At 60.3% G+C, this 25,906-nt stretch carries 27 protein-coding genes and 1 riboswitch; of the genes, 12 read left to right on the forward strand and 15 right to left on the reverse strand.

Translation table 11 applies throughout. The features are described 5' to 3' along the window. Nucleotides 1-4: 4 nt before the first annotated feature. The 4 genes from U5L73_RS16695 to U5L73_RS16710 all read left to right on the forward strand — a co-directional run bounded on the left by U5L73_RS16695 (nucleotide 5) and on the right by U5L73_RS16710 (nucleotide 3,558). The gene (locus U5L73_RS16695; RefSeq protein WP_322563388.1) at nucleotides 5-604 is read left to right on the forward strand and encodes a hypothetical protein; all 600 of its coding nucleotides are present in this window, start codon (nucleotides 5-7) and stop codon (nucleotides 602-604) included. Continuing rightward, entirely contained in the window at nucleotides 604-1,254 is a 651-nt protein-coding gene (locus U5L73_RS16700; protein ID WP_322563389.1) for a histidine phosphatase family protein, read from the forward strand. The genes U5L73_RS16695 and U5L73_RS16700 overlap by 1 nt, the downstream gene beginning before the upstream one ends. Before the next feature lie 18 nt (nucleotides 1,255-1,272). Next, nucleotides 1,273-1,734, forward strand: a complete 462-nt coding sequence (locus tag U5L73_RS16705; RefSeq protein ID WP_322563390.1) for a hypothetical protein — start codon at nucleotides 1,273-1,275, stop codon at nucleotides 1,732-1,734. Nucleotides 1,735-1,803: 69 nt separating this feature from the next. Next, on the forward strand, nucleotides 1,804-3,558 hold the full coding sequence (locus U5L73_RS16710; RefSeq protein WP_322563391.1) for a lysoplasmalogenase family protein: 1,755 nt from the start codon (nucleotides 1,804-1,806) through the stop codon (nucleotides 3,556-3,558). Here U5L73_RS16710 and ruvB read toward each other — a convergent pair. Beyond that, on the reverse strand, nucleotides 3,555-4,622 hold the full coding sequence (gene ruvB, locus U5L73_RS16715) for a Holliday junction branch migration DNA helicase RuvB (RefSeq protein WP_313867611.1): 1,068 nt from the start codon (nucleotides 4,620-4,622) through the stop codon (nucleotides 3,555-3,557). The genes U5L73_RS16710 and ruvB overlap by 4 nt on opposite strands. Before the next feature lie 212 nt (nucleotides 4,623-4,834). Here ruvB and U5L73_RS16720 point away from each other — a divergent pair, with 212 nt between their 5' ends. After that, nucleotides 4,835-5,929 (forward strand): carbonic anhydrase family protein, encoded by a 1,095-nt coding sequence (locus U5L73_RS16720; protein ID WP_322563392.1) that lies wholly within the window; start codon nucleotides 4,835-4,837, stop codon nucleotides 5,927-5,929. A 66-nt stretch (nucleotides 5,930-5,995) separates the two neighbouring features. Here the strand turns inward: U5L73_RS16720 and ruvA are convergent, their stop codons facing one another. Then, nucleotides 5,996-6,568 (reverse strand): Holliday junction branch migration protein RuvA, encoded by a 573-nt coding sequence (gene ruvA, locus U5L73_RS16725; RefSeq protein ID WP_322563543.1) that lies wholly within the window; start codon nucleotides 6,566-6,568, stop codon nucleotides 5,996-5,998. Nucleotides 6,569-6,699: 131 nt separating this feature from the next. Between ruvA and U5L73_RS16730 the strand changes: the two genes are divergently transcribed. After that, the gene (locus tag U5L73_RS16730) at nucleotides 6,700-7,722 is read left to right on the forward strand and encodes a PhoH family protein (protein WP_322563393.1); all 1,023 of its coding nucleotides are present in this window, start codon (nucleotides 6,700-6,702) and stop codon (nucleotides 7,720-7,722) included. 24 nt (nucleotides 7,723-7,746) lie between these two features. Beyond that, nucleotides 7,747-8,190 carry an rRNA maturation RNase YbeY gene (gene ybeY / locus U5L73_RS16735; protein WP_322563394.1) on the forward strand — a complete coding sequence of 148 codons (444 nt, stop codon included), beginning with the start codon at nucleotides 7,747-7,749 and terminating at the stop codon, nucleotides 8,188-8,190. Between the two features lie 149 nt (nucleotides 8,191-8,339). On the opposite strand, the gene U5L73_RS16740 is transcribed toward ybeY, so the two are convergent. Further along, nucleotides 8,340-8,738, reverse strand: coding sequence for a hypothetical protein (locus U5L73_RS16740; RefSeq protein ID WP_322563395.1), 399 nt, complete (start codon nucleotides 8,736-8,738; stop codon nucleotides 8,340-8,342). A gap of 147 nt (nucleotides 8,739-8,885) precedes the next feature. Between U5L73_RS16740 and U5L73_RS16745 the strand changes: the two genes are divergently transcribed. After that, a complete protein-coding gene (locus tag U5L73_RS16745) occupies nucleotides 8,886-9,575 on the forward strand; it encodes a nitroreductase (protein ID WP_322563396.1) in 690 nt (229 codons plus the stop codon). Here U5L73_RS16745 and dtd read toward each other — a convergent pair. Continuing rightward, nucleotides 9,572-10,063 (reverse strand): D-aminoacyl-tRNA deacylase, encoded by a 492-nt coding sequence (dtd, locus tag U5L73_RS16750; RefSeq protein WP_322563397.1) that lies wholly within the window; start codon nucleotides 10,061-10,063, stop codon nucleotides 9,572-9,574. The two genes, U5L73_RS16745 and dtd, sit on opposite strands and share 4 nt — an antisense overlap. Nucleotides 10,064-10,123: 60 nt before the next feature. Beyond that, nucleotides 10,124-11,368 (reverse strand): tyrosine--tRNA ligase, encoded by a 1,245-nt coding sequence (gene tyrS, locus U5L73_RS16755; protein ID WP_322563398.1) that lies wholly within the window; start codon nucleotides 11,366-11,368, stop codon nucleotides 10,124-10,126. Between the two features lie 122 nt (nucleotides 11,369-11,490). Between tyrS and U5L73_RS16760 the strand changes: the two genes are divergently transcribed. Further along, complete coding sequence (locus U5L73_RS16760; RefSeq protein ID WP_322563399.1) at nucleotides 11,491-12,849, forward strand: M23 family metallopeptidase; 1,359 nt, start codon at nucleotides 11,491-11,493, stop codon at nucleotides 12,847-12,849. A 12-nt stretch (nucleotides 12,850-12,861) separates the two neighbouring features. Beyond that, a complete protein-coding gene (locus U5L73_RS16765; protein ID WP_322563400.1) occupies nucleotides 12,862-13,989 on the forward strand; it encodes an anhydro-N-acetylmuramic acid kinase in 1,128 nt (375 codons plus the stop codon). 3 nt (nucleotides 13,990-13,992) lie between these two features. Here U5L73_RS16765 and erpA read toward each other — a convergent pair whose 3' ends face one another. From erpA to U5L73_RS16795, 6 genes are all read right to left on the reverse strand, one after another. Further along, complete coding sequence (gene erpA, locus U5L73_RS16770) at nucleotides 13,993-14,358, reverse strand: iron-sulfur cluster insertion protein ErpA (RefSeq protein ID WP_313874075.1); 366 nt, start codon at nucleotides 14,356-14,358, stop codon at nucleotides 13,993-13,995. 61 nt (nucleotides 14,359-14,419) lie between these two features. Beyond that, complete coding sequence (locus U5L73_RS16775) at nucleotides 14,420-14,815, reverse strand: polymer-forming cytoskeletal protein (RefSeq protein ID WP_322563401.1); 396 nt, start codon at nucleotides 14,813-14,815, stop codon at nucleotides 14,420-14,422. A gap of 18 nt (nucleotides 14,816-14,833) precedes the next feature. Then, nucleotides 14,834-15,562 (reverse strand): DUF6776 family protein, encoded by a 729-nt coding sequence (locus U5L73_RS16780; protein ID WP_322563402.1) that lies wholly within the window; start codon nucleotides 15,560-15,562, stop codon nucleotides 14,834-14,836. A 90-nt stretch (nucleotides 15,563-15,652) separates the two neighbouring features. After that, nucleotides 15,653-16,045, reverse strand: coding sequence for a 30S ribosomal protein S9 (gene rpsI, locus U5L73_RS16785; RefSeq protein WP_313874078.1), 393 nt, complete (start codon nucleotides 16,043-16,045; stop codon nucleotides 15,653-15,655). A 9-nt stretch (nucleotides 16,046-16,054) separates the two neighbouring features. Continuing rightward, complete coding sequence (rplM, locus tag U5L73_RS16790; protein ID WP_087495115.1) at nucleotides 16,055-16,483, reverse strand: 50S ribosomal protein L13; 429 nt, start codon at nucleotides 16,481-16,483, stop codon at nucleotides 16,055-16,057. A 204-nt stretch (nucleotides 16,484-16,687) separates the two neighbouring features. Next, entirely contained in the window at nucleotides 16,688-18,358 is a 1,671-nt protein-coding gene (locus U5L73_RS16795; RefSeq protein ID WP_322563403.1) for a serine/threonine protein kinase, read from the reverse strand. Nucleotides 18,359-18,516: 158 nt separating this feature from the next. Here U5L73_RS16795 and U5L73_RS16800 point away from each other — a divergent pair, with 158 nt between their 5' ends. Beyond that, nucleotides 18,517-19,407: a 23S rRNA (adenine(2030)-N(6))-methyltransferase RlmJ gene (locus U5L73_RS16800; protein ID WP_322563404.1), complete on the forward strand. Its 891-nt coding sequence runs from the start codon at nucleotides 18,517-18,519 to the stop codon at nucleotides 19,405-19,407. A gap of 13 nt (nucleotides 19,408-19,420) precedes the next feature. On the opposite strand, the gene metF is transcribed toward U5L73_RS16800, so the two are convergent. From metF to U5L73_RS16820, 4 genes are all read right to left on the reverse strand, one after another. Continuing rightward, nucleotides 19,421-20,266 (reverse strand): methylenetetrahydrofolate reductase [NAD(P)H], encoded by an 846-nt coding sequence (gene metF / locus U5L73_RS16805; protein ID WP_322563405.1) that lies wholly within the window; start codon nucleotides 20,264-20,266, stop codon nucleotides 19,421-19,423. A 40-nt stretch (nucleotides 20,267-20,306) separates the two neighbouring features. Further along, nucleotides 20,307-21,218, reverse strand: a complete 912-nt coding sequence (locus U5L73_RS16810; protein WP_322563406.1) for a TlyA family RNA methyltransferase — start codon at nucleotides 21,216-21,218, stop codon at nucleotides 20,307-20,309. A gap of 117 nt (nucleotides 21,219-21,335) precedes the next feature. Beyond that, nucleotides 21,336-22,856, reverse strand: a complete 1,521-nt coding sequence (gene ahcY / locus U5L73_RS16815; protein ID WP_322563407.1) for an adenosylhomocysteinase — start codon at nucleotides 22,854-22,856, stop codon at nucleotides 21,336-21,338. Between the two features lie 82 nt (nucleotides 22,857-22,938). After that, nucleotides 22,939-23,047, reverse strand: a riboswitch (S-adenosyl-L-homocysteine riboswitch). Nucleotides 23,048-23,116: 69 nt separating this feature from the next. Next, nucleotides 23,117-24,130 carry a substrate-binding domain-containing protein gene (locus U5L73_RS16820; RefSeq protein ID WP_322563408.1) on the reverse strand — a complete coding sequence of 338 codons (1,014 nt, stop codon included), beginning with the start codon at nucleotides 24,128-24,130 and terminating at the stop codon, nucleotides 23,117-23,119. A 144-nt stretch (nucleotides 24,131-24,274) separates the two neighbouring features. Here U5L73_RS16820 and U5L73_RS16825 point away from each other — a divergent pair, with 144 nt between their 5' ends. Then, nucleotides 24,275-25,906, forward strand: a complete 1,632-nt coding sequence (locus U5L73_RS16825; RefSeq protein ID WP_322563409.1) for a peptide chain release factor 3 — start codon at nucleotides 24,275-24,277, stop codon at nucleotides 25,904-25,906.

The raw sequence follows: 25,906 nt of genomic DNA on the forward strand, positions 1-25,906 counted from the left end.
GCTGATGCTTTCGAACCTCCGAACCTGGCGCCTACCGGCCCTTGTGGTGCTGGCAGCTGCGCTCACGGGCTGCTCTTTGCCGCGCATGATCGACAGCGACGTGCAGAGCTTTGCCGGCGCCACCGCACCCGTCAGCCCGGCAGACTTCCGGTTTGAGCGCCTGCCCTCCAAACAAAACAGCAGCGCCCAGGACACGATAGAAAACTTGACCCAGGAAGCCCTGGAGCGCGTGGGCGTGATGCGCAATGACGCATCGGGCCGCTACTTGGTGATGGTCGGGTTGGGGGTGGACAGCATCCGCAACCCGCACTACCGGCCGCCACGTTCGCGGTTCATCCGGGGCGCAGATGGACGGCTCTACGAAGACCGACCCCTGACACCCGACATCGAGGTGCCTTGGTATCGCCATCGGGTGCACTTGACACTGCGTGACAGCACGACCAGCCAGGTGGCCTATGAGACCACCGCCGTTTTTGATGGCCCGTGGCGCGATACCCTGAACCTGCTGCCCCCCATGCTGGAAGCCGCGCTTAAGGACTACCCCATGCCGGTGCAGCGCAAAGTGGTGGTGGAGTTACCGGCCGCGAACAAAGAGAACCCTTAATGCCGGTCACCCGCATCATCGCAGTGCGCCACGGCGAAACCGCCTGGAATGTGGACACCCGCATCCAAGGCCAGCTCGACATAGGCCTAAACGACCGTGGCCTGTGGCAAGCCGAGAGGGTGGGCAAGGCCTTGGCAGAGGAATCCATAGACCGGATCTACAGCAGCGACCTGCAACGCGCCCACACCACGGCCCAAGCCATTGCCCGACACGCAACCAACCCGACAGCGCACGAGGTGCAACTGCACACCGGCTTGCGCGAGCGGAGCTTTGGCACCTTCGAGGGCGAGACTTGGGCGGACATTGCTGAGAAATGGCCCGATGAGTCCCGCCGCTGGAAGCAGCGCGACCCGCACTTCGCGCCACCCGGTGGTGAAACGCCTACCCAGCTGCTGGCCCGCGTGCAGACCACGGTGGATGGCATCGCCGCACGCCATCCGGGTGAACATATCGTGCTGGTCGCCCACGGCGGTGTGATGGACATGCTCTACCGCCTGGCCACCCGACAGGAGCTCCATGCCCCGCGCACTTGGCACTTGGGCAACGCGGCCATCAACCGGTTGCTGTGGACGCCCGACGGACTGAGCCTGGTCGGCTGGGGCGACGCACGCCACTTGGAAGACGACGTGCTCGATGAAACTACCACCTAATACTTAAGTAAAACCGCCATGCTCCACTACGCCTTGCACGCAGGCTCGGTCCCGTGGCAAGACCAGTTGCTTTACGCCGGCATCATCATCGCGGTCATCGCTGCCGTGTTCTTCAGCCTGTGGTGGCGCAAGCGGGCAAGTCGCCCCCGCCAAGGCGACTTTGCGGCGCTGGTCCAGCAAGGCAATGTGGGCCAAGCCATGGCCGCACAAGCCCAAAGCCCCTTGGCTGATGCAGCCGATGCGTGGCAGGAAACCCGGCAGACGATGGACAACGTCAAGTCAGGCGTGGAACACTTTCTTGCGCTGATTTTTGCGCTGCTCTCCGGACTGCTGTGCGTGATCAGCGTGGCAGCGGTGCTGGGCTATGTGTGGGACTTTCCGGCGATGGATTGGGCATTGTTGGCCTTTTATGCGGCGCTAGGCAGCATCACCGGCTGGTTCACCCGGCTGCAGTGGCGCGATTTCCGCGGACAAAAATAGACGTCCACCCCCAGCGCGGCCTAGGGTTCCCCCGATCAGCACCAAGCGCTTGCTCGGAAAAAATGCTGCATGAGCAAAATCATCGTTTTCGCCACCCCGGTTTTCTTCCTCCTCATCGCCCTAGAGTTCGCCTGGAGCCGACGTGCCAACGCCCGCGTGCCGGGCAGCCGGGCCTATCGCCTCAACGACGCGATCAACAGTATCAGCCTCGGCATCCTGAGCCAGGTGGCAGGGGTGCTCAGCAAAGTGCTTGCCGTGGGCATTTATGCTGCAGTGTTCAAAGCCGTGGCCTTGTACCCCGACCTTGCGTTCTGGAGCACCTGGTACGGCGTGGTGCTGGCGCTGGTGTTTTACGATTTTTGCTACTACTGGCTGCACCGCGCCGGCCACGTGGTGGCGCTGTTCTGGGCGGCCCATGTGGTGCACCACCAGAGCCAGCACTACAACCTGTCGACCGCTTTGCGCCAGACCAGCAGCGGGGCATTGTTCGGCTGGGTGTTTTACCTGCCGATGGCTATAGCCGGGGTGCCACCGCTGATTTTCGGCATCGTGGCGCTGATCGACCTGCTTTACCAGTTCTGGGTGCACACCGAGCAGGTGGGCAAGCTAGGCTGGTTTGACCGCGTGTTTTGCTCACCCAGCAACCACCGGGTGCACCACGCAGTGAACGACCCATACATCGACAAAAACTACGGAGGCATCCTGATGCTGTGGGACCGCATGTTTGGCACTTTCCGTGAGGAAGATGAGCCCTGCGTGTACGGCACCCGCGGCGCGCTCAACAGCTGGGACCCGGTCTGGGCCAATGCCGAGGTTTACTGGGGTCTGGCCAAAGACAGCTGGGCCACCCGCCGCTGGGTCGACAAGCTGCGCATCTGGTTCATGCCGCCGGGCTGGCAACCGGCAGACCTGGCCGCGGCCCATCCCAAACCCGCATTCTGCTTGGAGCAAGTGCAGACGTTTAACCCACCCTTAAGCACCCGCCAGCATTGGTTCGCAGGCCTTCAGTTCTTAGCTCTGCTGGGTGCTGTGGCGGCATTTTTGTGGGTGGCGGACAGCCTGAGCTTTACCGATGCTGCGCTCTACGCTTCGGGTCTGTTTGCCTCGGTATGGGCGGTAGGCCGATTCATGCAACATGGCCTGAGCACGCTGGAAGTGTTGGCAGTAGAGACTGCGGCTTGGGCGAGCCTGAGTGCCGTGGACCTGCTGCCTGGCCACTTACTAGCCAAACCGTTGGTGATGACAATCGCTATTATTTTTGTAGCAACTCGCGCTTATTTCATGAGCGCCAGTGAACAAAAACACTTCAAATCGACTAGTCTGCTACTTGCGGCGTTGGCATTTTCGCTGGCCGGTGATGTGTTTCTGATGCAGCCCGGCGACTATTTCATTCCCGGGCTGGCAGCGTTTCTGGTGGCGCACGCCTTCTACATCGCCCTGTTCCGGCAGGATGCGCCGTGGTTTGCTAACCGCAGGGCGTTGCAAAGTGTGCTGGCCGTTGGCGCCGGAGTGTATGCCGTGCTGTGGAGCCACTTGCCCGACATGGGCCTGCAAATCGCTGTGGCGGCCTACATCACGGTGATTTGCCTGATGACCTCACAAGCCTTGGGCAGAGCCAGCACATTGGGTGATGCGGCTGCGGCGCGCGTGGCTTTGGGCGCCTGCATCTTCATGGCGAGTGACGCGCTGATCGCGGTCAACAAGTTCCTGATGCCGGTGCCGCTGGCATCGTTCTGGATTTTGGTGACTTACTTTGCTGCGCAGCTGTTGATCGTGCACTTTGCACGCCCCGCCGGTAAGGCTGCCGCCAACGCGATCGATTAGTCGCCCAGCAAATCCACCGCAGGACCCGCTGGTGCGGTCACCCCCAAGTGGCGGTAGGCCGCCAGCGTGGCAATGCGGCCGCGCGGGGTGCGCTGCAGGTAGCCCTGCTGGATCAGGTAGGGCTCGATCACGTCTTCAATGGTTTCGCGCTCTTCGCCGATGCTGGCGGCTATGTTGTCCAGCCCCACGGGGCCGCCATCGAAGCGGTGAATCACGGCCTCCAACAGCTTACGGTCCATCAGGTCAAAGCCTTGCGGATCCACATCCAGCATGGCCAGTGCGCGGTTGGCAATATCGAGAGTGATCTTGCCGTCGCCCTTGACCTCGGCAAAGTCGCGCACGCGGCGCAGCAGGCGGTTGGCAATCCGCGGTGTGCCGCGCGAACGGCGGGCGATCTCGAAACCACCGTCCTCATCCATGGGCACACCCAGCAAACCGGCACTGCGCTTCACGATGCGGGCCAGTTCCTCATTCGTATAAAACTCCAGCCGCGCTACGATGCCGAAGCGGTCCCGCAGCGGGTTGGTCAGCATGCCGGCGCGGGTGGTGGCGCCCACCAGCGTGAAAGGCTGCAAGTCGAGCTTGATGGAGCGGGCGGCCGGACCCTCGCCGATCATGATGTCGATCTTGTAGTCCTCCAGCGCGGGGTACAAGATCTCTTCCACCACCGCAGAGAGGCGGTGGATTTCATCGATGAAGAGAACGTCGTTCTTTTCCAGGTTGGTCAGCAGCGCGGCCAAATCTTTTGGCTTTTCGAGCACCGGGCCAGAGGTCTGGCGCAGGTTCACGCCGAGCTCGTGGGCAATGATGTGGCTCAGCGTGGTTTTGCCCAAACCGGGCGGGCCGAACAGCAGCACGTGATCCAACGCTTCGTCCCGCTTTTTGGCAGCGCCGATGAAAATTTCCAGCTGCTCGCGCACCTTTGCCTGGCCCACATACTCATCGAGCAGCTTGGGGCGCAGGGCGCGTTCGATGGCCTCTTCGCTGTTAGACACAGGCGCGGCCGACACTACGCGGGGCGCAGGCGGCGGGGGAACAGCAAAATCGTCGGTCTGAATGCTCACAGCAGCGGCCTATCCAAGCAGAAAAAACAAGATACCCAAACGGGGTGCCCACTATAGCGCGCGCCATGCCGGACTTAAGAGAACCGGACCGACTGCCGATACCCATCACAACACCACTGTGTCAGCTGAGGCCAGGCGCCGCCGCCAACTCCTGCCAGTGTTTGAAAGGCCCACCGTTGATACCCCGCTCCCTTGAACTCTACCGGCCACGCTTGCGACCACTGCGCTTGGGCACACCGTGGGCTGCACTATTGGCTGTCAGCCTGTGTATAGCGCCGGTGTGGGCCAACGATGCGAAGCCTGCCAAAAAGCCCGTGGTGGGTGAGATATCGGCCACCAGCGCCTCCAACCCCAAAGAGGTCGGCGACCAGCTGCGTGAAGCCTTGGGCAAAGACGTGATGGGCAAAAAGAAACTGCTGATCAACGTCTCCAAAGTGCCCGGAGCCGGCGGTTCACCCACCGCCCCGGCGCGCAACAAAGCGCCCAGCAAAAACAGCGACGCCAGCGGCTCAGGCGGCCAAAGCAGCCGCCAGTACATCGAGGCGCGCGCCGCTGCGATGGCGGGCACCAGCATTGGGCCCGCCTTGCCGGTGCTGACCGCGCCTGCTGGCATGCCGGCTATGCCGCCCATTTGGTCTTACGAGGGGGATAGCGGTCCGCAAGCCTGGGGGCAACTCCGCCCCGACTACCAGTTGTGTGCCAACGGCCAGCGCCAATCGCCCATCAACATTGAAGAGGGCAGCACTTTGCAGGGGCCCGCAGAGCCCATCGAGTTCAGCTACCTTCCCAGCCAAGGCGTCGTCATCAACACCGGACGCACCATCCGGGTCGATGTCGATGGGGTCAACTCGATTTTTGTGCGCGGCTCGCGCTACCGCTTGGTCCATGTGGACTTCCACAGCCCGTCCGAGATGGCGATCAACTACCGCCGCTTCTCGATGGTGGCCCACTTGCACCACCAGAATGAGCAGGGCCAGCTCGCCATAGTCGCCGTCTCTTTGGACCCGGGCGAACCGAACCCCCTGATTGAAAAAGTGTGGACCTACATGCCACTCGATGTAGGCGACCGTGTGGAAATGCCGCGATCCACCTTGAATCTGAGCGAGCTGCTCCCGTCAGACACCCGGTATTTTCAGTACATGGGCTCGTTGACGACACCGCCTTGCACCGAAGGGGTGCTGTGGCTCGTTTTAAAGCAGCCCGCAGCCCTCAGCGCGCAGCAACTGCGCCTATTCACCCAGCTCTATCCGCAAAATGCCCGCCCTGTGCAGCGAACGAATGGCCGGCCTGTGCGTGAAGCGCAATAAGGCGGCACGAAGCGAATTGCTATCAAAAATATAGCTGCGGGCGCAATCAAAACCTGCGCTAGAGGCCTATTTGGCCAATGACTTCAGCGCCATCTTGATGCCTTCGCTGACACCCACATCTTTGGGCAGGGCCTTGAGTGCGGCGGCCGCTTCCTTGTCACTGTAGCCCAGAGCCAGCAGCGCCTGCAGGATGTCAGACTGCGCATCGCCCACGGCGCCCAGAGGCGCCCCAAGGTCTGCACCCAACTTGCCCTTGAGCTCCAGCAGCAAGCGCTCAGCCGTTTTCTTGCCAATGCCCGGCACCTTGATCAAGCGGCCCGCCTCCTGCAAGGTGACCGCCTGTGCCAAGTCGCCCACGTCCATGCCTGACAGCACGGACAAGGCGGTACGCGGCCCCACACCAGAGATCTTGATCAATTCCCGGAACGCCTCGCGCTCGGTGCTGGTGGCAAAACCGTACAGAATTTGTGCGTCTTCCCGCACCACAAAGTGGGTAAGCAGCGTGACCTTGTTGCCGTCGGCGGGCAGGTTGTAGAAGGTGCTCATGGGCACCTGCACCTCGTAGCCCACGCCGCCGCAGTCGATGATGACTTGCGGTGGGTTTTTGTCGCTGACGATGCCTGTGAGTTTGCCGATCATGGTGCGGAGTCCGGGGTTCTTGGAGTGGTGGATGGCCAGCGAGGCCACGGTTCGGATCAAATTGGGGACAATGCAGGGGTAGCGCTCGTGTGGCGCCCCTTCGCAGTCCCCTGCTTTGCCGGATTATCAGCTTGATTCTCAAACACATCTTCACCCCGCTGAACAACACGCGTCTCTCGCACCTGTGCGGGCCGACCGACGAACACCTGCGCACCATCGAGCGCGAGCTGGAAGTCAAAATCGCCCACCGCCACGAGCAGTTCAAGGTGGAAGGCGCTAAGGCCAAAGCTCAGCGCGCCATGGAGATGCTGCAAGCCCTGTACGAGATTGCCGGCCGGCCGATTGCCGCCTCTACCGTGCAGCTCATGCTCAGCGGCGATGGCGAGTTGGGTGCTGACGGACCGACTTTGTCCACCCGCCGTGCGGATCTCAAACCCCGCAGCCAGAACCAGGCACTGTACCTGGACAACATTGCCGAGTTCGACATTACCTTCGGCATTGGCCCCGCCGGCACCGGAAAGACCTATCTGGCAGTCGCCGCTGCAGTGGACGCGCTGCAGCGCAGCTCGGTGCAGCGGATTGTGCTGACCCGCCCCGCTGTGGAAGCGGGCGAGCGCTTGGGCTTTCTGCCCGGCGACCTGAACCAGAAGGTGGACCCGTATCTGCGTCCCCTGTACGACGCGCTCTACGACCTGATGGGCTACGACCAGGTGCACAAGGCCTTTGAGCGCCAGCAACTTGAAATTGCACCCCTGGCCTTCATGCGCGGGCGCACACTGAACAACGCCTTTGTGATTCTGGACGAGGCACAAAACACCACGCCCGAACAGATGAAGATGTTTTTGACGCGCGTGGGCTTCGGCACCAAAACGGTGATCACGGGCGACCTCACCCAGATCGACCTGCCCAAGGCGCAGATGAGCGGCTTGGTGGAAGCCGAGCGCGTGCTGCGCCGCACGCCGGGTATTGCCATCACCCGCCTTACCAGTTCTGACATCGTGCGCCATCCGCTGGTGGCCCGCATCGTGGACGCCTATGAGGCGGCGCGGCTGGAAGACCTGCCGCAAATTACGATTCCCGAGCCGGAGCCCGAACTCCCCCGCGTGGGCCTGCCCAAGACCCGCAGTGCATCACGAACCGTGCGCCGTAGCTAAACCTTTTTTGCAATGATGAAACCCATGCTCCCAGAACTCAGTCTCTCCCTGCAATTCGGCAAGATCCAAGACATAGACGAGCACCGCGAGGCGCTCAAGCGCCACAAAGTCATCCGCTGGATCCGCAACACCCTGGAGGTGGACGGCGAAATCACCGTGCGCATCGTGGACGCCGAAGAGGGCCAGACGCTGAACCGCGAATACCGCCAGAAGGACTACGCCACCAACGTGCTGACCTTCGACTACACGCAAGAGCCTGTCACCGCAGACTTGGTGCTGTGCGCGCCGGTGATTGCCAAAGAAGCCAAAGAGCAAAAGAAAACGCTGGAAGCCCATTACGCCCACATGATCGTGCACGGCACCCTGCACGCGCAGGGCTGGGACCACGAGCTGGACGAAGACGCGGAAGTGATGGAGCTGCGCGAGAGCGAGATCATGGCGCGGTTGGGGTTCAAGAACCCCTATTGATCCTTGTTGGTGGTGCGCTCCGGAGCAGCCGCCTTGGGCGCTTTGCTCTGTGTCCCCCGCGCTTCGCGCTCCTCCTTGACCTGCGCAAAGCGCCCAAGGCGGCTTTTCCTACGGATTATTCCTTGCGAGGGATGACCTGCGCCCCTCTATCAATCCGCGTAACGCGTCCTAGCGATGTTCGTACGTTTGCGCATGCGGCCGATCAGCAGCAAGCCCACCGCAGCCAGCACCACCAAGCCCACCATGCCGAAAGCCCAGATCACCCACAAGAGCGGGGCCACCCAGTCCAGCAGCGGCGTGATCCACGGCATGACAGCGGCGAGCACTTCCACGGACCACACGATGGTCGCGCGCACTGCTTCTGCGGTGCCTGCGTCTGTCCAGAGCGCAATCCATGGTGGCAGCGGCCATTGGGCGATGGTCTGAAGCCCGCCCTGCAAATCCACGCCTTGACCTGCCACCCAACTGGCCAAGGCCGCCGAGAGGCCGATAAAGCCGGTCCACAACAAGGCGAGAAATACGGTGGCAATAGCAAGTGCGATTTTCATGGCCGGATTATCGAGACGATGCGCGATGGGGTCCTTGAATCCATGCGCAAGAGCCCGCACGCGCAGGGGCCTTCGCCATGAATGAACCGGCGTGCCTGCGCCACCAAGGCGACTGCTCCCGGACCCATGAGCCATCACAATGGAGCGATGGAATTTACCGAACTCATCCAAGCACGCAAAAGCATCCGTGGCTACCTGCAAAAGCCCGTGCCGCGTCACCTCATTCGCGAAATTATTGAAGTCGCCAAGTGGGCGCCTTCGTCCATGAACACCCAGCCATGGCATGTCCATGTCGTCACCGGTGCGCCGCTAGACCGTATTCGTGAAGGAAATACGCACAACATGTTGGCGGGGGTGCCCCCCAAGCGCGATTTCCCGATGAAAGAAGCGTACGAAGGCGTTCACCGCAGGCGTCAAATCGACATTGCGGTACAGCTGTTCGACGCGATGGGCATCGAACGCGACGACAAGGCCCGACGCACTGACTGGGTGATGCGCGGCTTCCGGCAATTCGATGCACCCGTGTCCTTGGTGCTGACCTATGACAAATACCTGGAACCTGCGGCCATCAGCCAATTCGACCTGGGTGCCCTGTCTCATGCCATCGTGCTCGCCGCGTGGGAGCGCGGTTTGGGTTGCGTGATCAACGGTCAAGGCATCATGCAGTCCGCTGTAGTGCGCGAGCATGCGGGCATTCCCGACGACCAGAACATCATGATCTGCATCGCCACGGGTTACCCGGATGAAAGCTTTGTGGCAAACGACGTGAAATCAGTGCGCGAAGCCCACGACACCTTTGTGCGCTATGTCGGGTTTGAGGAGACCGGCGGCTGCTAAAGGTAGTCAAGCGAACGTGATGCGGCCTCGATAGGCGCCACCCGCATGGGAATCGTCACTGGCCCGTCATTGACAAGCTCCACCTGCATGTCCGCGGCGAATATGCCGGTCTGCACAATGGAGTGCGCGGTGCGGGCCTGGGCCACAAAGTAGTCATACAAACGCCGCCCCTCATCGGGCGCAGCAGCCGCCTTAAAGCTGGGCCGGTTGCCGCCGGAGGTATCCGCAGCCAGCGTGAACTGGCTCACAAGGAGCAAGCCACCGTGCTGGCCTGCGCCGTCCAGATCTTGCACGCTGCGGTTCATCTTGCCGTTTGCATCGCTAAAGATGCGCAGCTTGAGCAACTTGGACAAGAGCTTGTCGGCCTGCGCTTCGGTATCACCCTGCTCGGCGCAGACCAATACCAGCAGGCCTTGCACAATCTTGCCCACCGTTGCGCCGCCCACCACCACCTGTGCGCGGCGAACGCGCTGCACGACCGAGATCATGGTGTTTTTGGCCTCCAGCCCTTATAAAACATGCGCAAGCAGCTATGAAAATAGGAGCAATTACGCCAGCGTCACGCGGGCAAATTTGCGCTTGCCCACTTGAAGAACATAGGTGCCCGCGCCTAGCTTCAAGCCCTTGTCGCTGACCACATTGCTGTCTACACGCACGCCACCACCGTCAATCAAGCGGTTACCTTCGCCGCTGGAGGCGGCCAGGTTTGCAGACTTCAGCAGCGCGCCGATGCCTACCGCCGCACCCCCTTCGCCCAAAGACAAGGTGATTTCGTCGATCTGGTCCGGGATGCCACCCTTGCTGCGGTTAATGAAGTCTTGCTCTGCCGCATCGGCCGCAGCAGCGCTGTGAAAGCGGGCCGTGATCTCCTTGGCCAGCGCCACCTTGGCATCTTTGGGGTTGCGCCCGCCTTCGACTTCGGCCTTGAGCGCGGCGATTTCTGCCTCGCTCTTGAAGCTTAGCAGCGTGTACCACTTCCACATCAGCACATCAGAGATGCTCAGCACCTTGGCGAACATGGTGTTGGGCTCTTCCGAGATGCCAATGTAATTGTTTTTGCTCTTGGACATCTTCTCGACGCCGTCCAGCCCTTCGAGCAGCGGCATGGTCAAGATGCACTGGGGCTCCTGGCCGTATTCGGCCTGCAGGGTGCGGCCCATGAGCAGGTTGAACTTCTGGTCAGTACCGCCTAGCTCAAGGTCGCTTTCCAGCGCCACCGAGTCGTAGCCCTGCATCAAAGGGTAGAGGAATTCATGCACCGCAATGGGGGTACCAGCCTTGAAGCGGTCGTGGAAATCATTACGCTCCATCATGCGGGCCACGGTATAGCGGCTCGCCAGCTGGATCATGCCGCGCGCACCCAGTGGATCGCTCCACTCGCTGTTGTAGCGAATTTCGGTTTTGGCAGGGTCCAGCACCAGGCTGGCTTGGCGGTAGTAGGTCTCGGCGTTGACCTTGATCTGCTCGGCCGTCAGTGGCGGGCGCGTACTGTTGCGGCCGGACGGGTCGCCGATCATGCTGGTGAAGTCACCAATCAAAAAGATGACCGTGTGGCCCAAGTCTTGCAACTGGCGCATCTTGTTGAGCACCACGGTGTGGCCGATGTGGATGTCAGGCGCGGTCGGGTCCAGCCCCAGCTTGATGCGCAGCGGTTTGCCGGTGGCTTCTGACTTGGCGAGCTTTTTCACCCACTCGTCTTGCGGAAGCAATTCTTCTACGCCGCGCAGGGTGACCGCAAGGGCCTCACGCACACGATCGCTTACAACTAATTGGGGGCTTAAGGCTTGATTCATAAGGGTTTTTCTTGTGGCCGAAACAGGCGCGGCGGCTATACTACCCGCTCCTTTACGCAACGCTTCCGTTGCCAGCGGCTGGATTTTAGTCGGGCCGCATCCCCCACACCGGAGTCTTTGATTTGAAGCATGGACTGAACCAGGCTGTTGAGTTGTGCGTGGCGCGTGCCACGGCCTTCATCCAGCTGTACCCCAAACAAATTACTGCCGCCATTGCTGCCCTGTTGATCGGCGGCACGGGCGCCACCTTCGCGGTAGCCACATTGGCGCCTGATGCCTCGGATTTGCCGGTGCGCACCGTGGTTGAAGTGGTGCAAAGTGAATCGCTTGCAGCCTATGGAAACGACATCAGCGATCAGGCCATGCGCTTGTATCGCACCGAAACAACCCGCTCAAGCGACACTGCCGACACCCTGCTCAAGCGCTTGGGCGTAGTCGATCCGCAAGTCGCTGCATTTTTGCGGGCAGACAGCCAAAGCCAGTCTGCACTGTTGGGCCGCGGTGGCCGCAACGTCACTGCTGAAGTCAACGCGGAACAAGGCCTGGAAAAGCTCAGCGCACGCTGGAGCCCGAATGACGACGGCACGTTTAAGCGCCTGACCATCGAAAAAACTGCTGGCGGCTTCAGAGCCCGCACAGAAACACTGCCCCTGGTGGCCAACACACGGCTCGCCAGCGGCATCATTAACAGCTCCTTGTTTGCAGCGACAGACGACGCGCGCCTGCCCGATTCGGTGGCTACGCAAGTCGCTGAAATTTTCGCCGGCGACATCGACTTTCACCGGGCGCTGCGCAAGGGCGACCGCTTCTCGGTGATTTACGAAGCGCTGGAGGGCGACGGCGAACCTTTGCGCGCAGGCCGGGTGCTGAGTGCCGAGTTTGTGAACGCAGGCAAACCCTTCCAAGCCATGTGGTTCGCGGACCCCGTGGCAGCTGGAAAAGGTGCGTATTACACCTTAGGGGGCGAGAGCTTGCGCCGTGCTTTTTTGGCTTCGCCCTTGGAGTTCTCGCGGGTGACCAGTGGCTTCAAAATGCGCTTTCACCCCATTTTGCAAACATGGCGCGCGCACTTGGGTGTGGACTACGCCGCGGCAACCGGCACCCCCGTACGGACGGTGGGCGATGGCGTGGTCGATTTTGCAGGTGTGCAAGGTGGCTTTGGCAATGTAGTGATGGTCAAACACCGCAACAACCAAACCACGGTATATGCGCACCTGAGTCGCATCAACGTCAAGAAAGGCCAGGCAGTGAGCCAGGGGCAGAACATCGGTGCGGTGGGTGCGACAGGCTGGGCTACGGGCCCGCATTTGCACTTTGAATTCCGGGTCAATGGCGCCCACCAGGATCCACTGTCGATTGCACGCCAGAGTGAGTCCGTCCCGGTATCGCCTGCCGCGAAGCCGGTCTTCGAGCAAGCCGCAGCGCAGGTACGTAGCCAGCTCGCCAGCGCAGCACAGATGCTACCCGGCTCGGCTGAGTAAGCGCCTGCCCCTGTGTCGGAGTTATTCATCGGCCTGATGTCCGGCACGTCTTTGGACGGCGTGGACGGCGTTTTGGTGGATTTCGGGGGCGATGCCCCCAAAGTGTTGGCACATGAGACGCTTGGCTTCCCTGACACATTGCGAGCAAATTTTCTGGCGCTGAACACCAGCGGCCCGGATGAAATTCACCGTGGTGCACTCGCTGCCAATGGCCTCGCCCGCCTCTATGCCAAGGTGGTTGACGGCCTGCTGCACAGCACCGGACTGACAGCAAATGCAGTGCAAGCGATCGGAGCGCACGGGCAGACGGTAAGACACCGCCCCGGCGAATTTGACGGCGTGGGCTATACCACCCAGCTCAATCAGCCTGCACTTCTCGCTGAACTCTGTGGCATCAACGTAGTGGCGGATTTCCGTAGCCGTGACGTCGCCGCGGGCGGGCAAGGGGCACCGCTGGTGCCACCGTTTCACCAGGCCTTTTTCAGCCCACGCGGCGAGCGATTGGCAGTGCTGAACATCGGCGGCATCTCCAATGTCACCCTGTTAAATGCCACTCCAGAGGCCCCAGTGCTGGGCTTTGACTGTGGCCCGGGCAACGCGCTGATGGACGCGTGGTGCCATCGCCATATAGGGCAGCACTTTGACGTGGATGGCGCGTGGTCCGCATCAGGCACCGTGCTGCCGGAACTGTTGAATCGTTTGTTGCAGGAGCCCTTCCTGCAAAAGAGCCCCCCCAAGAGTACCGGACGCGATCTTTTCAACATCGCTTGGCTGGAGGGCCATTTGAGTGCGTGGCGCGCCACGGGCAAAGACTTCACCCCCGCCGATATTCAAGCAACCCTGACGGAGTTCACAGCGCGCACCTGTGCTGATGCGTTACAGCGAAATATGGCGGCGTGCCCAGTGGTCGCTGTGTGTGGCGGCGGGGCCTATAACGGCTCACTCATGCGACGTTTGCAAGCGCTGTTGCCGGGATGCGGGGTACAAAGCTCCGCGTCTCTAAGCCTGCCACCACTGCAAGTGGAGGCGACTGCTTTCGCTTGGCTGGCGCGGCAAACCTCACTTCACCGACCATCCAGTTTGCCAAAAGTAACGGGCGCCCAAGGCGCCCGCATACTCGGTGCAATCTATCCGGCCTGAAGGTCAGGTCGAGAAAGACGAACCGCAGCCACAGGTAGTCGTGGCATTGGGGTTCTTGATGACGAACTGCGCGCCCTGCAAATCTTCTTTGTAGTCGATTTCTGCGCCTACCAAGTATTGGTAGCTCATGGCATCGATCAACAAAGACACACCGTTTTTGGTCATGGTGGTGTCGTCTTCGTTCGTGATTTCGTCGAACGTGAATCCGTACTGGAAGCCGGAGCAACCGCCACCTTGCACGAATACGCGCAATTTCAAATCAGGATTGCCTTCTTCGGCAATCAAGTCAGCCACTTTCGCCGCGGCGCTGTCGGTGAACAGAATCGGGGAAGGCATGTCAGTTTGGATGTTTTCAGCAACGGCGCTCATGGCGACTCCATTCAGATACGAGAATAAGACAAATAGTACAGGAATCCGCTCGGGAATTCTCTTATTGGTTGTTTGCCGCTAGTTTCAATGTGGGTTTTTCTTCGCCATGCAACATCGGACGCAGCTGGCCAGCGATCAAGGCGCCCTGGTGCATTTCCAGCGCCGCGTATTCAATGTCACCCTCGATCCGGGCCTTGGGTTGCAGCTCCAACATGCGACGCGCATGGATGGGGCCTTTCACCGCGCCGTTGATGATGATGTGATCGGCCGTGATCGAACCGGTAACGCTCGCAGAATCCGAGATCACGAGGATGCTCATAGCCGCCTCAGCAGCATGTACGTTACCAACGACAGTGCCATCTACCCGCAGGCCATCAGAAAAGGACAGGTTCCCTTGGATCTCAGTTCCGTCCGCGATCAGGCTCTTGATGGGTGGCTGCTTATTTTTATTGAACATGGCATAGCTTTCAAAGACTTAAAGCTTGAGCGTCTGCGTTGCTCGAACCACAGACCCGTCAAGAACACGCGCTGACACGCTTTTCACCACCGCTTGCGGCGGGAGGGGAAACTCCCCCTCCATGCGCCCATATTGCTTGACCTTGAGGGCGATGGCCCCTTCGGGTAACGAAGCCGTCCAGGGCTTGCCGTTTGCCGTTCCCACCAGAGTTATTTCCAAACGACCTACAAACTCTTGGCTGTTACGGCCGGCCTGCATGACCAACGCTTGCCATTTTAAAGTGCCCGGAGCGATGAGCTCCGCTTGAAGACCCCTTATCGCAATGCCCTCAACCCCGCCCGCAGGAATCAGCTTCTCGAAAAAACCCAGATCGTCGCGCAAGGCTCGGTTGTCGGCCTCGAGTTGTTTCACTTGCGAGATGAGCTTTTCTTGAGACGCCTTTTCGGCGGTCACCAATGTATCGGCGGTATTTGCGACTGATTGCGCTTGATCCCGCTCCGCTTTCAGCGTCAGCATTTCGGCTTGTAGCGCAGCGGCGGTTGCGCGGAGCTGCACCAGTTCGTCCTTAGACCCTTTTTCGAGACCGGCAATATCCTTGCCAAACTCAAATGCCCACAGGCCAATGGCCGCACAAAAGCCCAACACAATCGCGAGTAATGCCCAGCGGAAGGGCCACGGCATGGCACTGCGCACGGCCATCCGGGGCGCACTGATGGTGAGGCGGCGTCGAAGGAGTCGAAATCTCATGAGGGGCGAAGTCTAGCAGTCCACAGAAAAACAGCCGCCAGAGCTTGCACTCGGGCGGCTGTCGATGTGCAACCAGAGGTTGCAGCGTGATTAACGCTTGGAGAACTGCTTACGACGACGAGCGCCGTGGAAGCCGACCTTCTTACGTTCCACTTCACGCGCGTCACGAGTTACGAAGCCGGCTTGGCTCAGTGCGGGCTTGAGGCTCGCGTCGTAATCGATCAATGCACGTGTGATGCCGTGACGGGTAGCACCTGCCTGGCCGGACTCACCGCCGCCAGCGACGTTGACCATGATGTCAAACGTTTCAGCGTGGTTAGTCAGCATCAGAGGTTGCTTGCAGATCATGATGGAGGTTTGACGACCGAAGAAGTTTTCGATGTCTTTACCGTTCACAGTGATCTTGCCAGTGCCTTTTTTCAGGAAAACGCGGGCGACGCTGGATTTGCGACGGCCTGTTCCATTGTTCCATTCACCAATCATGAGAGCTCCTTACAGTTCCAACACTTTGGGTTGCTGGGCAGTGTGGGGATGCTCAGCACCACCGTACACCTTGAGCTTCTTGATCATGGCGTAGCCCAGGGGACCCTTGGGCAGCATGCCCTTGACGGCTTTTTCCAAAGCGCGACCGGGATGCTTGGACTGCATGTCACGGAAGTTAGTGGCTGTGATACCGCCGGGATAACCGGAGTGGCGGTAGTACACCTTGTCCAGGGACTTGGTACCAGTCACTTTGAGTTGGGCTGCGTTGATAACGACGATGAAATCACCGGTATCGACGTGAGGCGTGTAAATGGCCTTGTGTTTGCCGCGCAAACGGAGAGCAACTTCGCTGGCTACTCGTCCGAGGACCTTATCGGTCGCGTCAACCACAAACCACTCGTGCACGACCTCAGCGGGTTTTGCGCTGAATGTAGACATGAGTTTTCTCTTTAAAAAGAAGGTTTGGGAGGGCTCTTTTCCACGGTCGGCGTTCCTCTGTTGGGAATCTCTTAGGTGGGGAGTACGCTGTGCACTGCCGTGAGACGGTACCCAGAGTTGCTTCGCCGCGGAGCCGCAAAAAGCGCTGCGAAGCCCTCGATTATACAAAGCCCCCGCAAAAATCGCAAATCCGCCCTGACGGGATCAGTTGCGGGACTTGTTCTGCTCTTCCCAGTGCTTGCGGTCTGCCACGCAAACGGCCAAGTTGTAAAACTCGGGTTTCTGGCATTCCCGGTAGACGCACATAGTCCGCGAAAAGATCGATGCAGTCGCGCAGATGGCGGTGGGATCTTTCGCAGGAGAAGCGCCAGCAGACGATGTTTCGGCACCACCCTGCCCTGTGGCGGCACCAGTCGCCGGAGGGCTCGACGGCTTCTCGGCCACTGCAGGTGACGTCGCAGCTCCCCAAGACTGCTTGGGAGCAGCGTTCGGCTTGGCGCGACCATTGGCAACCGTTCCACTCGCGGATTTCGCAGGCGCAAGCGGCACAGCGGCAGGGTTTTGCGATGGCTGAACTTGTGATGTAGCTACAACCGGCGCAGCTTCTGTCACCGGGGGGCTTGGGGGCACGATACTTTCGACTGGCGGTGTTGCCGCTGTGACTGGAGGTGTCGGCCGCATGGACCACACGAGGGCGCCAACAAGCACCACGCCCCCTGCAATCCACAGCCAGGGCGACTTTGCGCCTGCCTTTCCTTGGGCGGCCTCAGCGCGGCGCTCTTTAACCGGTGACTCTCCCTTGGGAGGCACCTTCACTGTTTTGGATTGATCGAACGTAGCAGGCTGAAACACGGTCTCCGGAAAATGCGGGGCCGGCTGCGTTGTGAGCAACTCCGTGGTGACCGGTTCCGGATCATTACCGGTCTCGACCAAAGTCACCGAATCGCCCAGAGATTTGCGCCAGTCGAATCGCGCAAGATCGGGGGGCGACTTCATGCCGATTTCTTGAGTAAAGGCCTCCACACTTGCAGTTCGGTCAGCAGGCTCAATCGCCAGCGCGTGCGAGATGGCTCGGACAAAGCCGTCAGAGTATTTCTGGTTGAAATGTGTCTCGGCCGTCTGGGCCACCTGCGAAAAAGCCGGCAAGCGGTCGCGCACTGCGCGGAACGTCGCTGGCAGAGGCGGCTCATTGCAGATGCAGCCGTGCATCACAGCCGCTACCGCATAGAGATCGGTCCACGGCCCCTCTTGCATGTCCCGGGCGTCGGCGTACTGCTCGATCGGCGCGTAATTCACCTTGAGGATGGCCGTGTGCTTTTGACTGGCATCGAGAATGGCCCGTCGCGCAGCTCCCAAATCCAGCAGGACCGGAGGGCCGATGTTCTGCAGAAAAATGTTGTCTGGCGACACATCCCGGTGCAGCGTGCTGTTGTCATGCAGTACCTTGAGTCCAGCCAATACCGACCACAACACCGACTGCAGCCACTCCTGGGGCGGGGGCCCACTCATTCTGCGACGGGCCTCCTTGAGGGTTATGCCCTCATACAAGGGCATCGCCATATAGGCGGTGTTGTTGGCCTCCCAAAAGCGATACACCTTCACCAAAGACGGGTGGTCAAAGCGGGCCAACAAGCGCGCCTCTGCAATAAAAGAACTCAAACCCGACTCAAAAGCCGCCGCGTCTGCGACCGACTTCACCGTGAGAGAGGACAGGTTATCTCGCCCTACCAGGCTGGTAGGCATGTACTCTTTGATCGCGACCGCCCGGTGCAATGAATGGTCATAACCCCGGTACACCATGCCAAAACCGCCCACGCCCAGCAAGCCCTTGATCTCAAACTCGGCGAGACGGGTGCCGTTTGCGAGGGCGTCCATATGCCCGGCCTCAGTGACCCGGGCTGAAGCAGGCGGAGTGTGAATGTCAACCATGGCGTGAGATGAACTCTGTATTTTTTATGCCCGCAAAGGCCCTGTCAGGGGCCCTTTCCAAACTCGATGCACATGGCAACGCGGGTCGATAGGTATCATAGGGGATGTTTAGTTATCGACACGCCTTCCACGCCGGCAACCACGCCGACGTGTTGAAACACACCACGTTGCTGGCAGTTTTGCGCCATATGACGCAAAAAGAGACCGCGCTCAACGTCTTTGACACCCATGCGGGAGCCGGGCTGTACAAACTCGATGGAGACTTTGCCAAGACCAGTGAAGAAGCCGCCGAAGGCTTCCTGAAACTAGTTGCCAGCAAGCCTGAGACGCCGTTTGCACCTGCCCTGCAGGACTACATCGACATGGTGGAGAGCTTCAATGCCGGTAACACCTGGTCGGTTTACCCCGGCTCGCCATTCATCATCCAGAGTCTCCTCAGCGGCCGCGACAAGCTCAAGATGTTTGAGTTGCACCCGACCGACACCAAAACACTGATTGCCAACGTCGCCCAGCTCGAAGCCGGCCGGCAAGTAACCGTGTTGCGCGAAGACGGGTTTGAGGGGCTCAAGAAATTTCTGCCCCCACCGTCGCGCCGTGCTTTGGTGCTGTGCGATCCGAGCTATGAGGTCAAAAACGACTACATGCGGGTGGCAAGTATGGTGGCGGACTCCATGCTGCGGTTTGCCACCGGAACCTATGCGGTGTGGTACCCCATCATCCCGCGGCCAGAGGCCCATGACTTGCCGAAGAAACTCAAAACCATGGCCAACAAGGCCGGCAAATCATGGTTGCACGCGACGCTCACCGTCAAGTCGAGCAAGCTGACGACCGACGAGCAAGGCGAAGTGGTCCGCCCCGGATTGCCCGCAAGCGGCATGTTTTTGATCAACCCACCGCACACACTTAAGGCAGCCCTCAAGGACGCGCTGCCCCAAATGGTGAAGCTGCTCGGGCAGGACGCCAATGCGACGTCCACCCTCGACTCCGGCGGCTAAGTCGGTAGTTACCTCAGGCGCTTAGGCCGAGGTTTTGACACAAGGCCAGAGTCGGAGCACTCTGGTTCATGGTGTAGAAATGGATGGAGGGTGCACCGCCTGCGCGCAGTTGCTCGCACAAATCGGTCACTACCTCCAAGCCAAACGCCTTGATGGATGCCACGTCATCCCCATAGCTCTGCAGGCGCAAGCGAATCCAACGCGGAATTTCGGCGCCACAGGCATCCGAGAAACGCATCAACTGGGTCGAGCTGGTAATCGGCATGATGCCCGGCACCACGGGCACTGTGACGCCCAGAGCATCCACCTCTTCCAGAAACCGGAAGTAGGCATCGGAGTTGTAGAAGTATTGGGTGATTGCGGAATTGGCACCTGCTTTGACCTTGGCAGCAAATGCCTGCAGGTCGCTGGCCGGTGATTTGGCCTGCGGGTGCACTTCGGGGTAGGCCGCCACTTCAATGTGGAAATCGTCGCCGGTTTCGGCACGGATAAAGGCCACCAAATCACTGGCGTATTGAAACTCACCGCCGGCGCCATAGCCGCTCGGCAAGTCGCCGCGCAAAGCGACCAGGCGCTTCACGCCCATTGCCTTCAAGGTGGCCAATTGCACCCGCACAGTGGCTTTGGTCGCACCCACGCACGAAAAGTGGGAAGCAGCGCTCACCCCTTCGGACAAGATGTCGCGCACGGTGTTGAACGTACCCTCTTGGGTCGAACCGCCAGCACCAAAAGTCACAGAACAAAACTCGGGGATGAGGCCATACAACTGTTGGCGCACCACGCGCAGCTTTTCGGCACCCTCAGGAGTTTTGGGCGGAAAGAATTCCAGACTCAGTGGAATCCGATGGCTTGTAAACATAGTGTTCTCCGTCTCAGCCCCGCTCTGGCGAGGGCCGGATTCAACCCGCCTTGCGGGCACAAATAAAGAATTCGCGGTTTCCGTCTCCACCTTCGATGGCGGAGTCAAACCAATGGGTCACGGTGAGCCCGAGGTCTGCACACGTCTCGCGCAAGCGCTGTTCCACGATCGGGTACATGGCTGGATCTTTGACGATCCCGCCCTTGCCCACCTGGCCGGGCTGCAGCTCGAACTGGGGTTTGACCAGAGTGAGCAACATGCCACCCTCTTTGAGCAACTCCACCGCTGCAGGCAGCACCAGGGTCTGCGAAATAAAGGACAGATCAGCCACGAGCAGATCAAAGGGCGGAGCAAACTCAGGCGGCAGTTCTACCGGTTCTGGCTCGGCAGCCTCTTGCGCCGGAGCCGCGTCTTCGTCGTCGAAGTCGTCTTCATCGCCCCAGTCATCCACGCTGTCTGATTCTTCATCAAATTGGCCGCCCGCGCCGGTGCTATCTGCGTAAGCAGCTACCAAATCCATAGCAGACAGCGTGCGCGCGTTGACAGACTCGACGCACAGCACACGCGGATCGCTGCGCAGCGAGGGATGCAACTGGGCACTGCCCACATCCACGCCCACGACCGATTGCGCACCGGCTTGCAGCAAGCAATCAGTGAAGCCACCGGTGCTTTGCCCCACATCCAGACAACGCAGTCCGGTGACAGACAAGCCGACGTGCTTCAGGGCAGCTTCGAGCTTGAGGCCACCGCGGGACACGTAACGCGCTTCGGAATCATCGAGCAAACGGATCTTGGCGCCATCGGGCACTTCATCGCCATTTTTGGCCACACGTTTCCAGACTTCGCCCGCAAGCTCCATCTTCAGCCACTCCACGCCATCCGCAATCAGGCGCTGGGCCTGCGAGCGGGTGCTGGCCAGCCCGCGCTGCACCAAAAGTTGATCAATTCGCATCGTTATCCAAAGTTATCGCACACACCCTCTAGGCCAGAGATACCGCAGGTTCGGCTCTGCCGACCTGCTGGTATTGCCCCTTGAGGGGGAGGCGCCAAAGGCGCCTCGGGGGTGCTATTAATAGCGGTAAGTGTCCGCCTTGTAGGGGCCGGCTTGACTCACACCGATGTACGCGGCCTGTTCTGCGGTCAGCTCGCTCAGCATCGCGCCAACCTTCTTCAAGTGCAAACGTGCCACCTTTTCATCCAAGTGCTTGGGCAAGACATAGACCTGACCGGCCTTGTATTCCTTGGGCTTGGTGAACAGTTCGATCTGTGCGATCGTCTGGTTTGCAAAGCTGGAAGACATCACAAAGCTGGGGTGGCCGGTGCCGCAACCCAGGTTCACCAAGCGGCCCTTCGCCAACAAGATGATGCGCTTGGAAGCCTTCTTGCCCTTGGCAGGGAAGATCACGTGGTCCACTTGGGGCTTGATCTCTTCCCACTTCAGCTTTTCCAGCGAAGCGACGTCGATTTCATTGTCAAAGTGACCGATGTTGCAGACGATGGCTTGGTCCTTCATGGCTTCCATGTGCTTGAAGGTGATGACGTTTTTGTTGCCCGTGGCGGACACAAAAATATCGGCCTTGTCGGCAGCGTATTCCATGGTCACGACCTTGTAGCCTTCCATGGCGGCTTGCAAGGCGTTGATCGGGTCAATTTCTGTCACCCATACTTGGGCGGACAAAGCACGCAGCGCCTGGGCGGAGCCCTTGCCCACGTCACCGTAACCAGCGACCACAGCGACCTTGCCGGCAATCATCACATCGGTGGCGCGCTTGATCGCGTCGACCAAAGACTCGCGGCAGCCGTACAGGTTGTCGAACTTGCTCTTGGTCACCGAGTCATTCACGTTGATGGCGCGGAATGCCAATGTGCCCTTGGCAGACATTTCGTTCAAGCGCAGCACACCGGTCGTCGTTTCTTCAGTCACGCCAATGATGTTCTTCAGGCGGCGGCTGTACCAGGTGGGGTCCACCTTCAGTTTGGCCTTGATGGCATTGAACAGGCAGATTTCTTCTTCGCTACCGGGCTTGGCCAAAACCTTGATGTCCTTCTCGGCGCGGGCGCCCAGGTGCATCAACAAGGTGGCATCGCCGCCGTCATCCAGAATCATGTTCGGGCCTTCAGCCGCAGTGCCCTTCTTGCCGCCGAATTCAAAAATGCGGTGGGTGAAGTCCCAGTACTCTTCCAGGGACTCGCCCTTGTGCGCGAACACGGGGGTGCCCTTGGCCACCAGCGCAGCAGCTGCGTGATCCTGGGTGGAGAAGATGTTGCACGAGGCCCAACGAACTTCGGCGCCCAGGGACTGCAGGGTTTCGACCAGCACGCCGGTCTGAATGGTCATGTGCAGGGAACCGGTGATGCGCGCGCCCTTCAGAGGCTGGGCCTTGGCGAACTCTTCACGGATGGCCATCAGGCCGGGCATTTCGGTTTCGGCGATGGTCAGCTCTTTGCGGCCCCAATCGGCCAGGCTCAGGTCGGCGATCTTGAAGTCTTCAAATTGGGCCACGACGGCCTTTGCGGCAGTTACCGCTTTGACGGCCTTCACAGCCTTGGGGGTCTTGGCGTTCTTAACCAGTTTCAATACAGCGCTCATGGTGTGCTCCAAACGTTGATTTGCATAGCCACTGGCACACTCGGGGAGGGAATTTGACAAGCAACTCACCGCACGCGTTTCCAGTGGGTGAGCGCCGTTGTGAAGGCACGGTGCTGATTGCACCGTGTGTTCCGAGCCTCACTCGCGGTACCTACATGGGTACATGGCGGGCTGCAACGCTCCTCGGAATGTGCGCATTTTAACCATGCGCCGATGCCACACCGCGCCGCCGGGACAATGCCCCGACAAGTCGAGTGCACTCAATCGGCCGGGCCGCTACTACTCCCCACTTGCAAAGCGGGTTGGCGGAACAGCTGGTAAGGGCCGCTTTCGGGGTCACGTAGCACTTGCATCACCATCTCGGCCAAAGCGATGCCGGTGGTTTGCGGTGTAGGCTGCGTCACGGTAGTCACGTTCAGCCCGGTCAGCAAGGTGTCTTGCGGAATGTCGCCATGCACCACCACCGAGATGTCTTGCCCGACGCGCAGCCCCGCATCCATCAGCCCACGGATCAGGCCGACGCCGCCCAAGTTGTTGTCTACCAGCACCGCCGTAGGACGCGGGGACAGGGCCAAGACCTGCGCTACCGCATTCAACCCGCTACGCCGGTCGTTCACACCCCCGATGCAACAGCCGGACGGGCACTCCACACCGGCTGCCTGCAATGTGCTGACATAGCCCCGATGCCGCTGAAAAGCAAAATTCAACTCCAGTGGCGCATGCACATACGCAATACGGGTGTGGCCCAAGGCCAGCAAATGCTCCACGGCCAGTTTGCTGCCCAAGTCATTGTCAAAGTCCAGCCACGAATAGTGCGCGCACTCTGCGGTGCGGCCGTAGCCTACAAAGGGGTAGTTGTTTTCCAGCAAAAAATCTACGCGCGGGTCGTGCACACGGGTGTTAGGCACGATGACCGCATCCACCCGCCCGCCTTTGAACAGGCGCTCGTAAATTTCCAGCTCGGTTTCGTTTTTGGCCACCGCCAGTAACAAGTCTTGGTGCTCGCGCTCCAAGCGCTCGCCCAGACCATCGGCCATGTCCAAAAACTGCGGGTTACCCAGGTTTTCGACTGCCGCGGAATACACAATGCCGATCGCATCAGTATTGCCGCGCACCAGCCGGCGCGCACCCGCGTCGGGGCGGTAGCCCATGGCGTCTGCCATCTCTTTCACACGGGTGCGGGTGAGTGCGTTGACGTCGGTGTACCCGTTCAAGGCCCTACTAACCGTGGAGGTGGACAGCCCTAGTGCCTGGGCCAACTGCTTGATGCTCACGCTTGTCTCCGCGAATGCTGTGTTTGTTGTGGGGCGAGTTTAAAGCCGACCCCGCGTGCGGCTGGCGGGGCACCTCTGTAAAATACGCCCTCTTTCCCCGCGGCCCGCCTGTGATGCGCGGCCCACCCGACCCTGGATCCCCCTGTGACCTACGCACCCGAGACCAAGCGCCGCCGCACTTTTGCGATCATTTCCCACCCGGACGCCGGCAAGACCACGCTCACTGAAAAGCTCTTGCTGTTCTCGGGCGCGATCCAGATCGCCGGCTCGGTGAAGGCCCGCAAGGCCAGCCGCCACGCTACCTCTGACTGGATGGAAATCGAAAAGCAGCGTGGCATCTCGGTGGCCTCCTCGGTCATGCAGATGTCGTACCGCGACCATGTGGTCAACCTGCTCGACACCCCCGGCCACAAAGACTTCAGTGAAGACACCTACCGCGTGCTCACCGCCGTGGACTCGGCCCTTATGGTGATTGACGCGGCCAACGGTGTGGAAGCCCAGACCCGCCGCCTGATCGAGGTGTGCCGCCAGCGAGATACGCCCATCATCACCTTCGTGAACAAGATGGACCGCGAAGTCCGCGAGCCCCTGGACATCCTGGACGAAATCGAGCGCGAATTGGGCATGCCCTGCGTGCCGATGACCTGGCCTGTGGGCCAAGGCAAGCTGTTCGGCGGCATCATCAACCTGCGCACCCAGGCCATGACCGTGTTTGAGAGTGGCAGCGAGCGCCGCCCGCAAGACTTTGACGCCATCCCCCTGAGCGACCCGGCAGCGCTCAAGGCTCGCTTTGGCCACGAATGGGACACCGCTGTTGAGAGCATGGAACTCGCCACCGGCGCCTCGCCCGCATGGGACCACGAAGCCTTTTTAGCTGGCAAACAGACGCCCGTGTTCTTCGGCTCCGGGGTCAACAACTTCGGCGTGATGGAAGTGCTGGACGCGCTGGTCGACTTGGCGCCCGCACCCCAGAAACGCATCAGCACTAAGCTGGTGAATCGCCAGCCCGTGGTCAAAGAGATTCAGCCCGAAGACAGCGCCTTCAGTGGCGTGGTCTTCAAGGTGCAGGCCAACATGGACGCCAACCACCGCGACCGCATCGCCTTTGTGCGCATGGCCAGCGGCAAGTACACCCCCGGCATGAAGCTCAAAGTCATGCGCACCGCCAAAGAGCTGCGCCCCACCTCGGTGGTGACCTTCATGAGCCAGCGCCGTGAAGCGGTGGAAGAGGCCTACGCCGGCGACATCGTGGGCTTTACCACCCACGGTGGCGTGCAGTTGGGCGACACCATTACCGACGGCAGCGTCAACCTCATGTACACCGGCCTGCCCTTCTTTGCGCCCGAAATGTTCATGACCGTGGTACTCAAGAACCCCTTGCGCACCAAGCAGCTGCAGCAAGGCCTCGCCCAGCTGGGCGAGGAAGGCGCCATCCAGGTGTTCAAGCCCGAAATGGGCGGCAACATGCTGCTGGGCGCGGTGGGTCAGCTGCAGTTTGAAGTGGTGCAGCACCGTCTCAAGGGCGAGTACGACGCCGACATCCGCCTGGAAAGCAGCCAGTACACCGGTGCGCGTTGGATCACTGCCGACACGCCGAAGGAACTGCAGGAGTTTGTGAACGCCTACCCCATGCGCATGGCCAAGGACGCGGCAGACACCTTGGCCTACCTGTGCACCAGCCCCTACGACGTGCGCTTGGCGCAAGAGCGCTTTCCGAAGATCCACTTCCACCCGCTGCGCGAGCATGCGGGCTTGGCGCTGCAGACGGCAGGCTAA

Source organism: Rhodoferax sp. (assembly GCF_034520025.1).
Taxonomy (GTDB): Bacteria; Pseudomonadota; Gammaproteobacteria; order Burkholderiales; family Burkholderiaceae_C; genus Allorhodoferax.

Excerpts from the sequence above, each read along its gene's own strand:
- U5L73_RS16695 (WP_322563388.1), top strand. The coding sequence starts at position 5 with ATGCTTTCGAACCTCCGAACCTGGCGCCTACCGGCCCTTGTGGTGCTG.
- U5L73_RS16700 (WP_322563389.1), top strand. The coding sequence starts at position 604 with ATGCCGGTCACCCGCATCATCGCAGTGCGCCACGGCGAAACCGCCTGG.
- U5L73_RS16705 (WP_322563390.1), top strand. The coding sequence starts at position 1,273 with ATGCTCCACTACGCCTTGCACGCAGGCTCGGTCCCGTGGCAAGACCAG.
- U5L73_RS16710 (WP_322563391.1), top strand. The coding sequence starts at position 1,804 with ATGAGCAAAATCATCGTTTTCGCCACCCCGGTTTTCTTCCTCCTCATC.
- ruvA (WP_322563543.1), bottom strand. The coding sequence starts at position 6,568 with ATGATCGGCAAACTCACAGGCATCGTCAGCGACAAAAACCCACCGCAA.
- ybeY (WP_322563394.1), top strand. The coding sequence starts at position 7,747 with ATGCTCCCAGAACTCAGTCTCTCCCTGCAATTCGGCAAGATCCAAGAC.
- U5L73_RS16740 (WP_322563395.1), bottom strand. The coding sequence starts at position 8,738 with ATGAAAATCGCACTTGCTATTGCCACCGTATTTCTCGCCTTGTTGTGG.
- U5L73_RS16745 (WP_322563396.1), top strand. The coding sequence starts at position 8,886 with ATGGAATTTACCGAACTCATCCAAGCACGCAAAAGCATCCGTGGCTAC.
- dtd (WP_322563397.1), bottom strand. The coding sequence starts at position 10,063 with ATGATCTCGGTCGTGCAGCGCGTTCGCCGCGCACAGGTGGTGGTGGGC.
- tyrS (WP_322563398.1), bottom strand. The coding sequence starts at position 11,368 with ATGAATCAAGCCTTAAGCCCCCAATTAGTTGTAAGCGATCGTGTGCGT.
- erpA (WP_313874075.1), bottom strand. The coding sequence starts at position 14,358 with ATGAGCGCCGTTGCTGAAAACATCCAAACTGACATGCCTTCCCCGATT.
- U5L73_RS16775 (WP_322563401.1), bottom strand. The coding sequence starts at position 14,815 with ATGTTCAATAAAAATAAGCAGCCACCCATCAAGAGCCTGATCGCGGAC.
- U5L73_RS16780 (WP_322563402.1), bottom strand. The coding sequence starts at position 15,562 with ATGAGATTTCGACTCCTTCGACGCCGCCTCACCATCAGTGCGCCCCGG.
- rpsI (WP_313874078.1), bottom strand. The coding sequence starts at position 16,045 with ATGATTGGTGAATGGAACAATGGAACAGGCCGTCGCAAATCCAGCGTC.
- rplM (WP_087495115.1), bottom strand. The coding sequence starts at position 16,483 with ATGTCTACATTCAGCGCAAAACCCGCTGAGGTCGTGCACGAGTGGTTT.
- U5L73_RS16795 (WP_322563403.1), bottom strand. The coding sequence starts at position 18,358 with ATGGACGCCCTCGCAAACGGCACCCGTCTCGCCGAGTTTGAGATCAAG.
- U5L73_RS16800 (WP_322563404.1), top strand. The coding sequence starts at position 18,517 with ATGTTTAGTTATCGACACGCCTTCCACGCCGGCAACCACGCCGACGTG.
- metF (WP_322563405.1), bottom strand. The coding sequence starts at position 20,266 with ATGTTTACAAGCCATCGGATTCCACTGAGTCTGGAATTCTTTCCGCCC.
- U5L73_RS16810 (WP_322563406.1), bottom strand. The coding sequence starts at position 21,218 with ATGCGAATTGATCAACTTTTGGTGCAGCGCGGGCTGGCCAGCACCCGC.
- ahcY (WP_322563407.1), bottom strand. The coding sequence starts at position 22,856 with ATGAGCGCTGTATTGAAACTGGTTAAGAACGCCAAGACCCCCAAGGCT.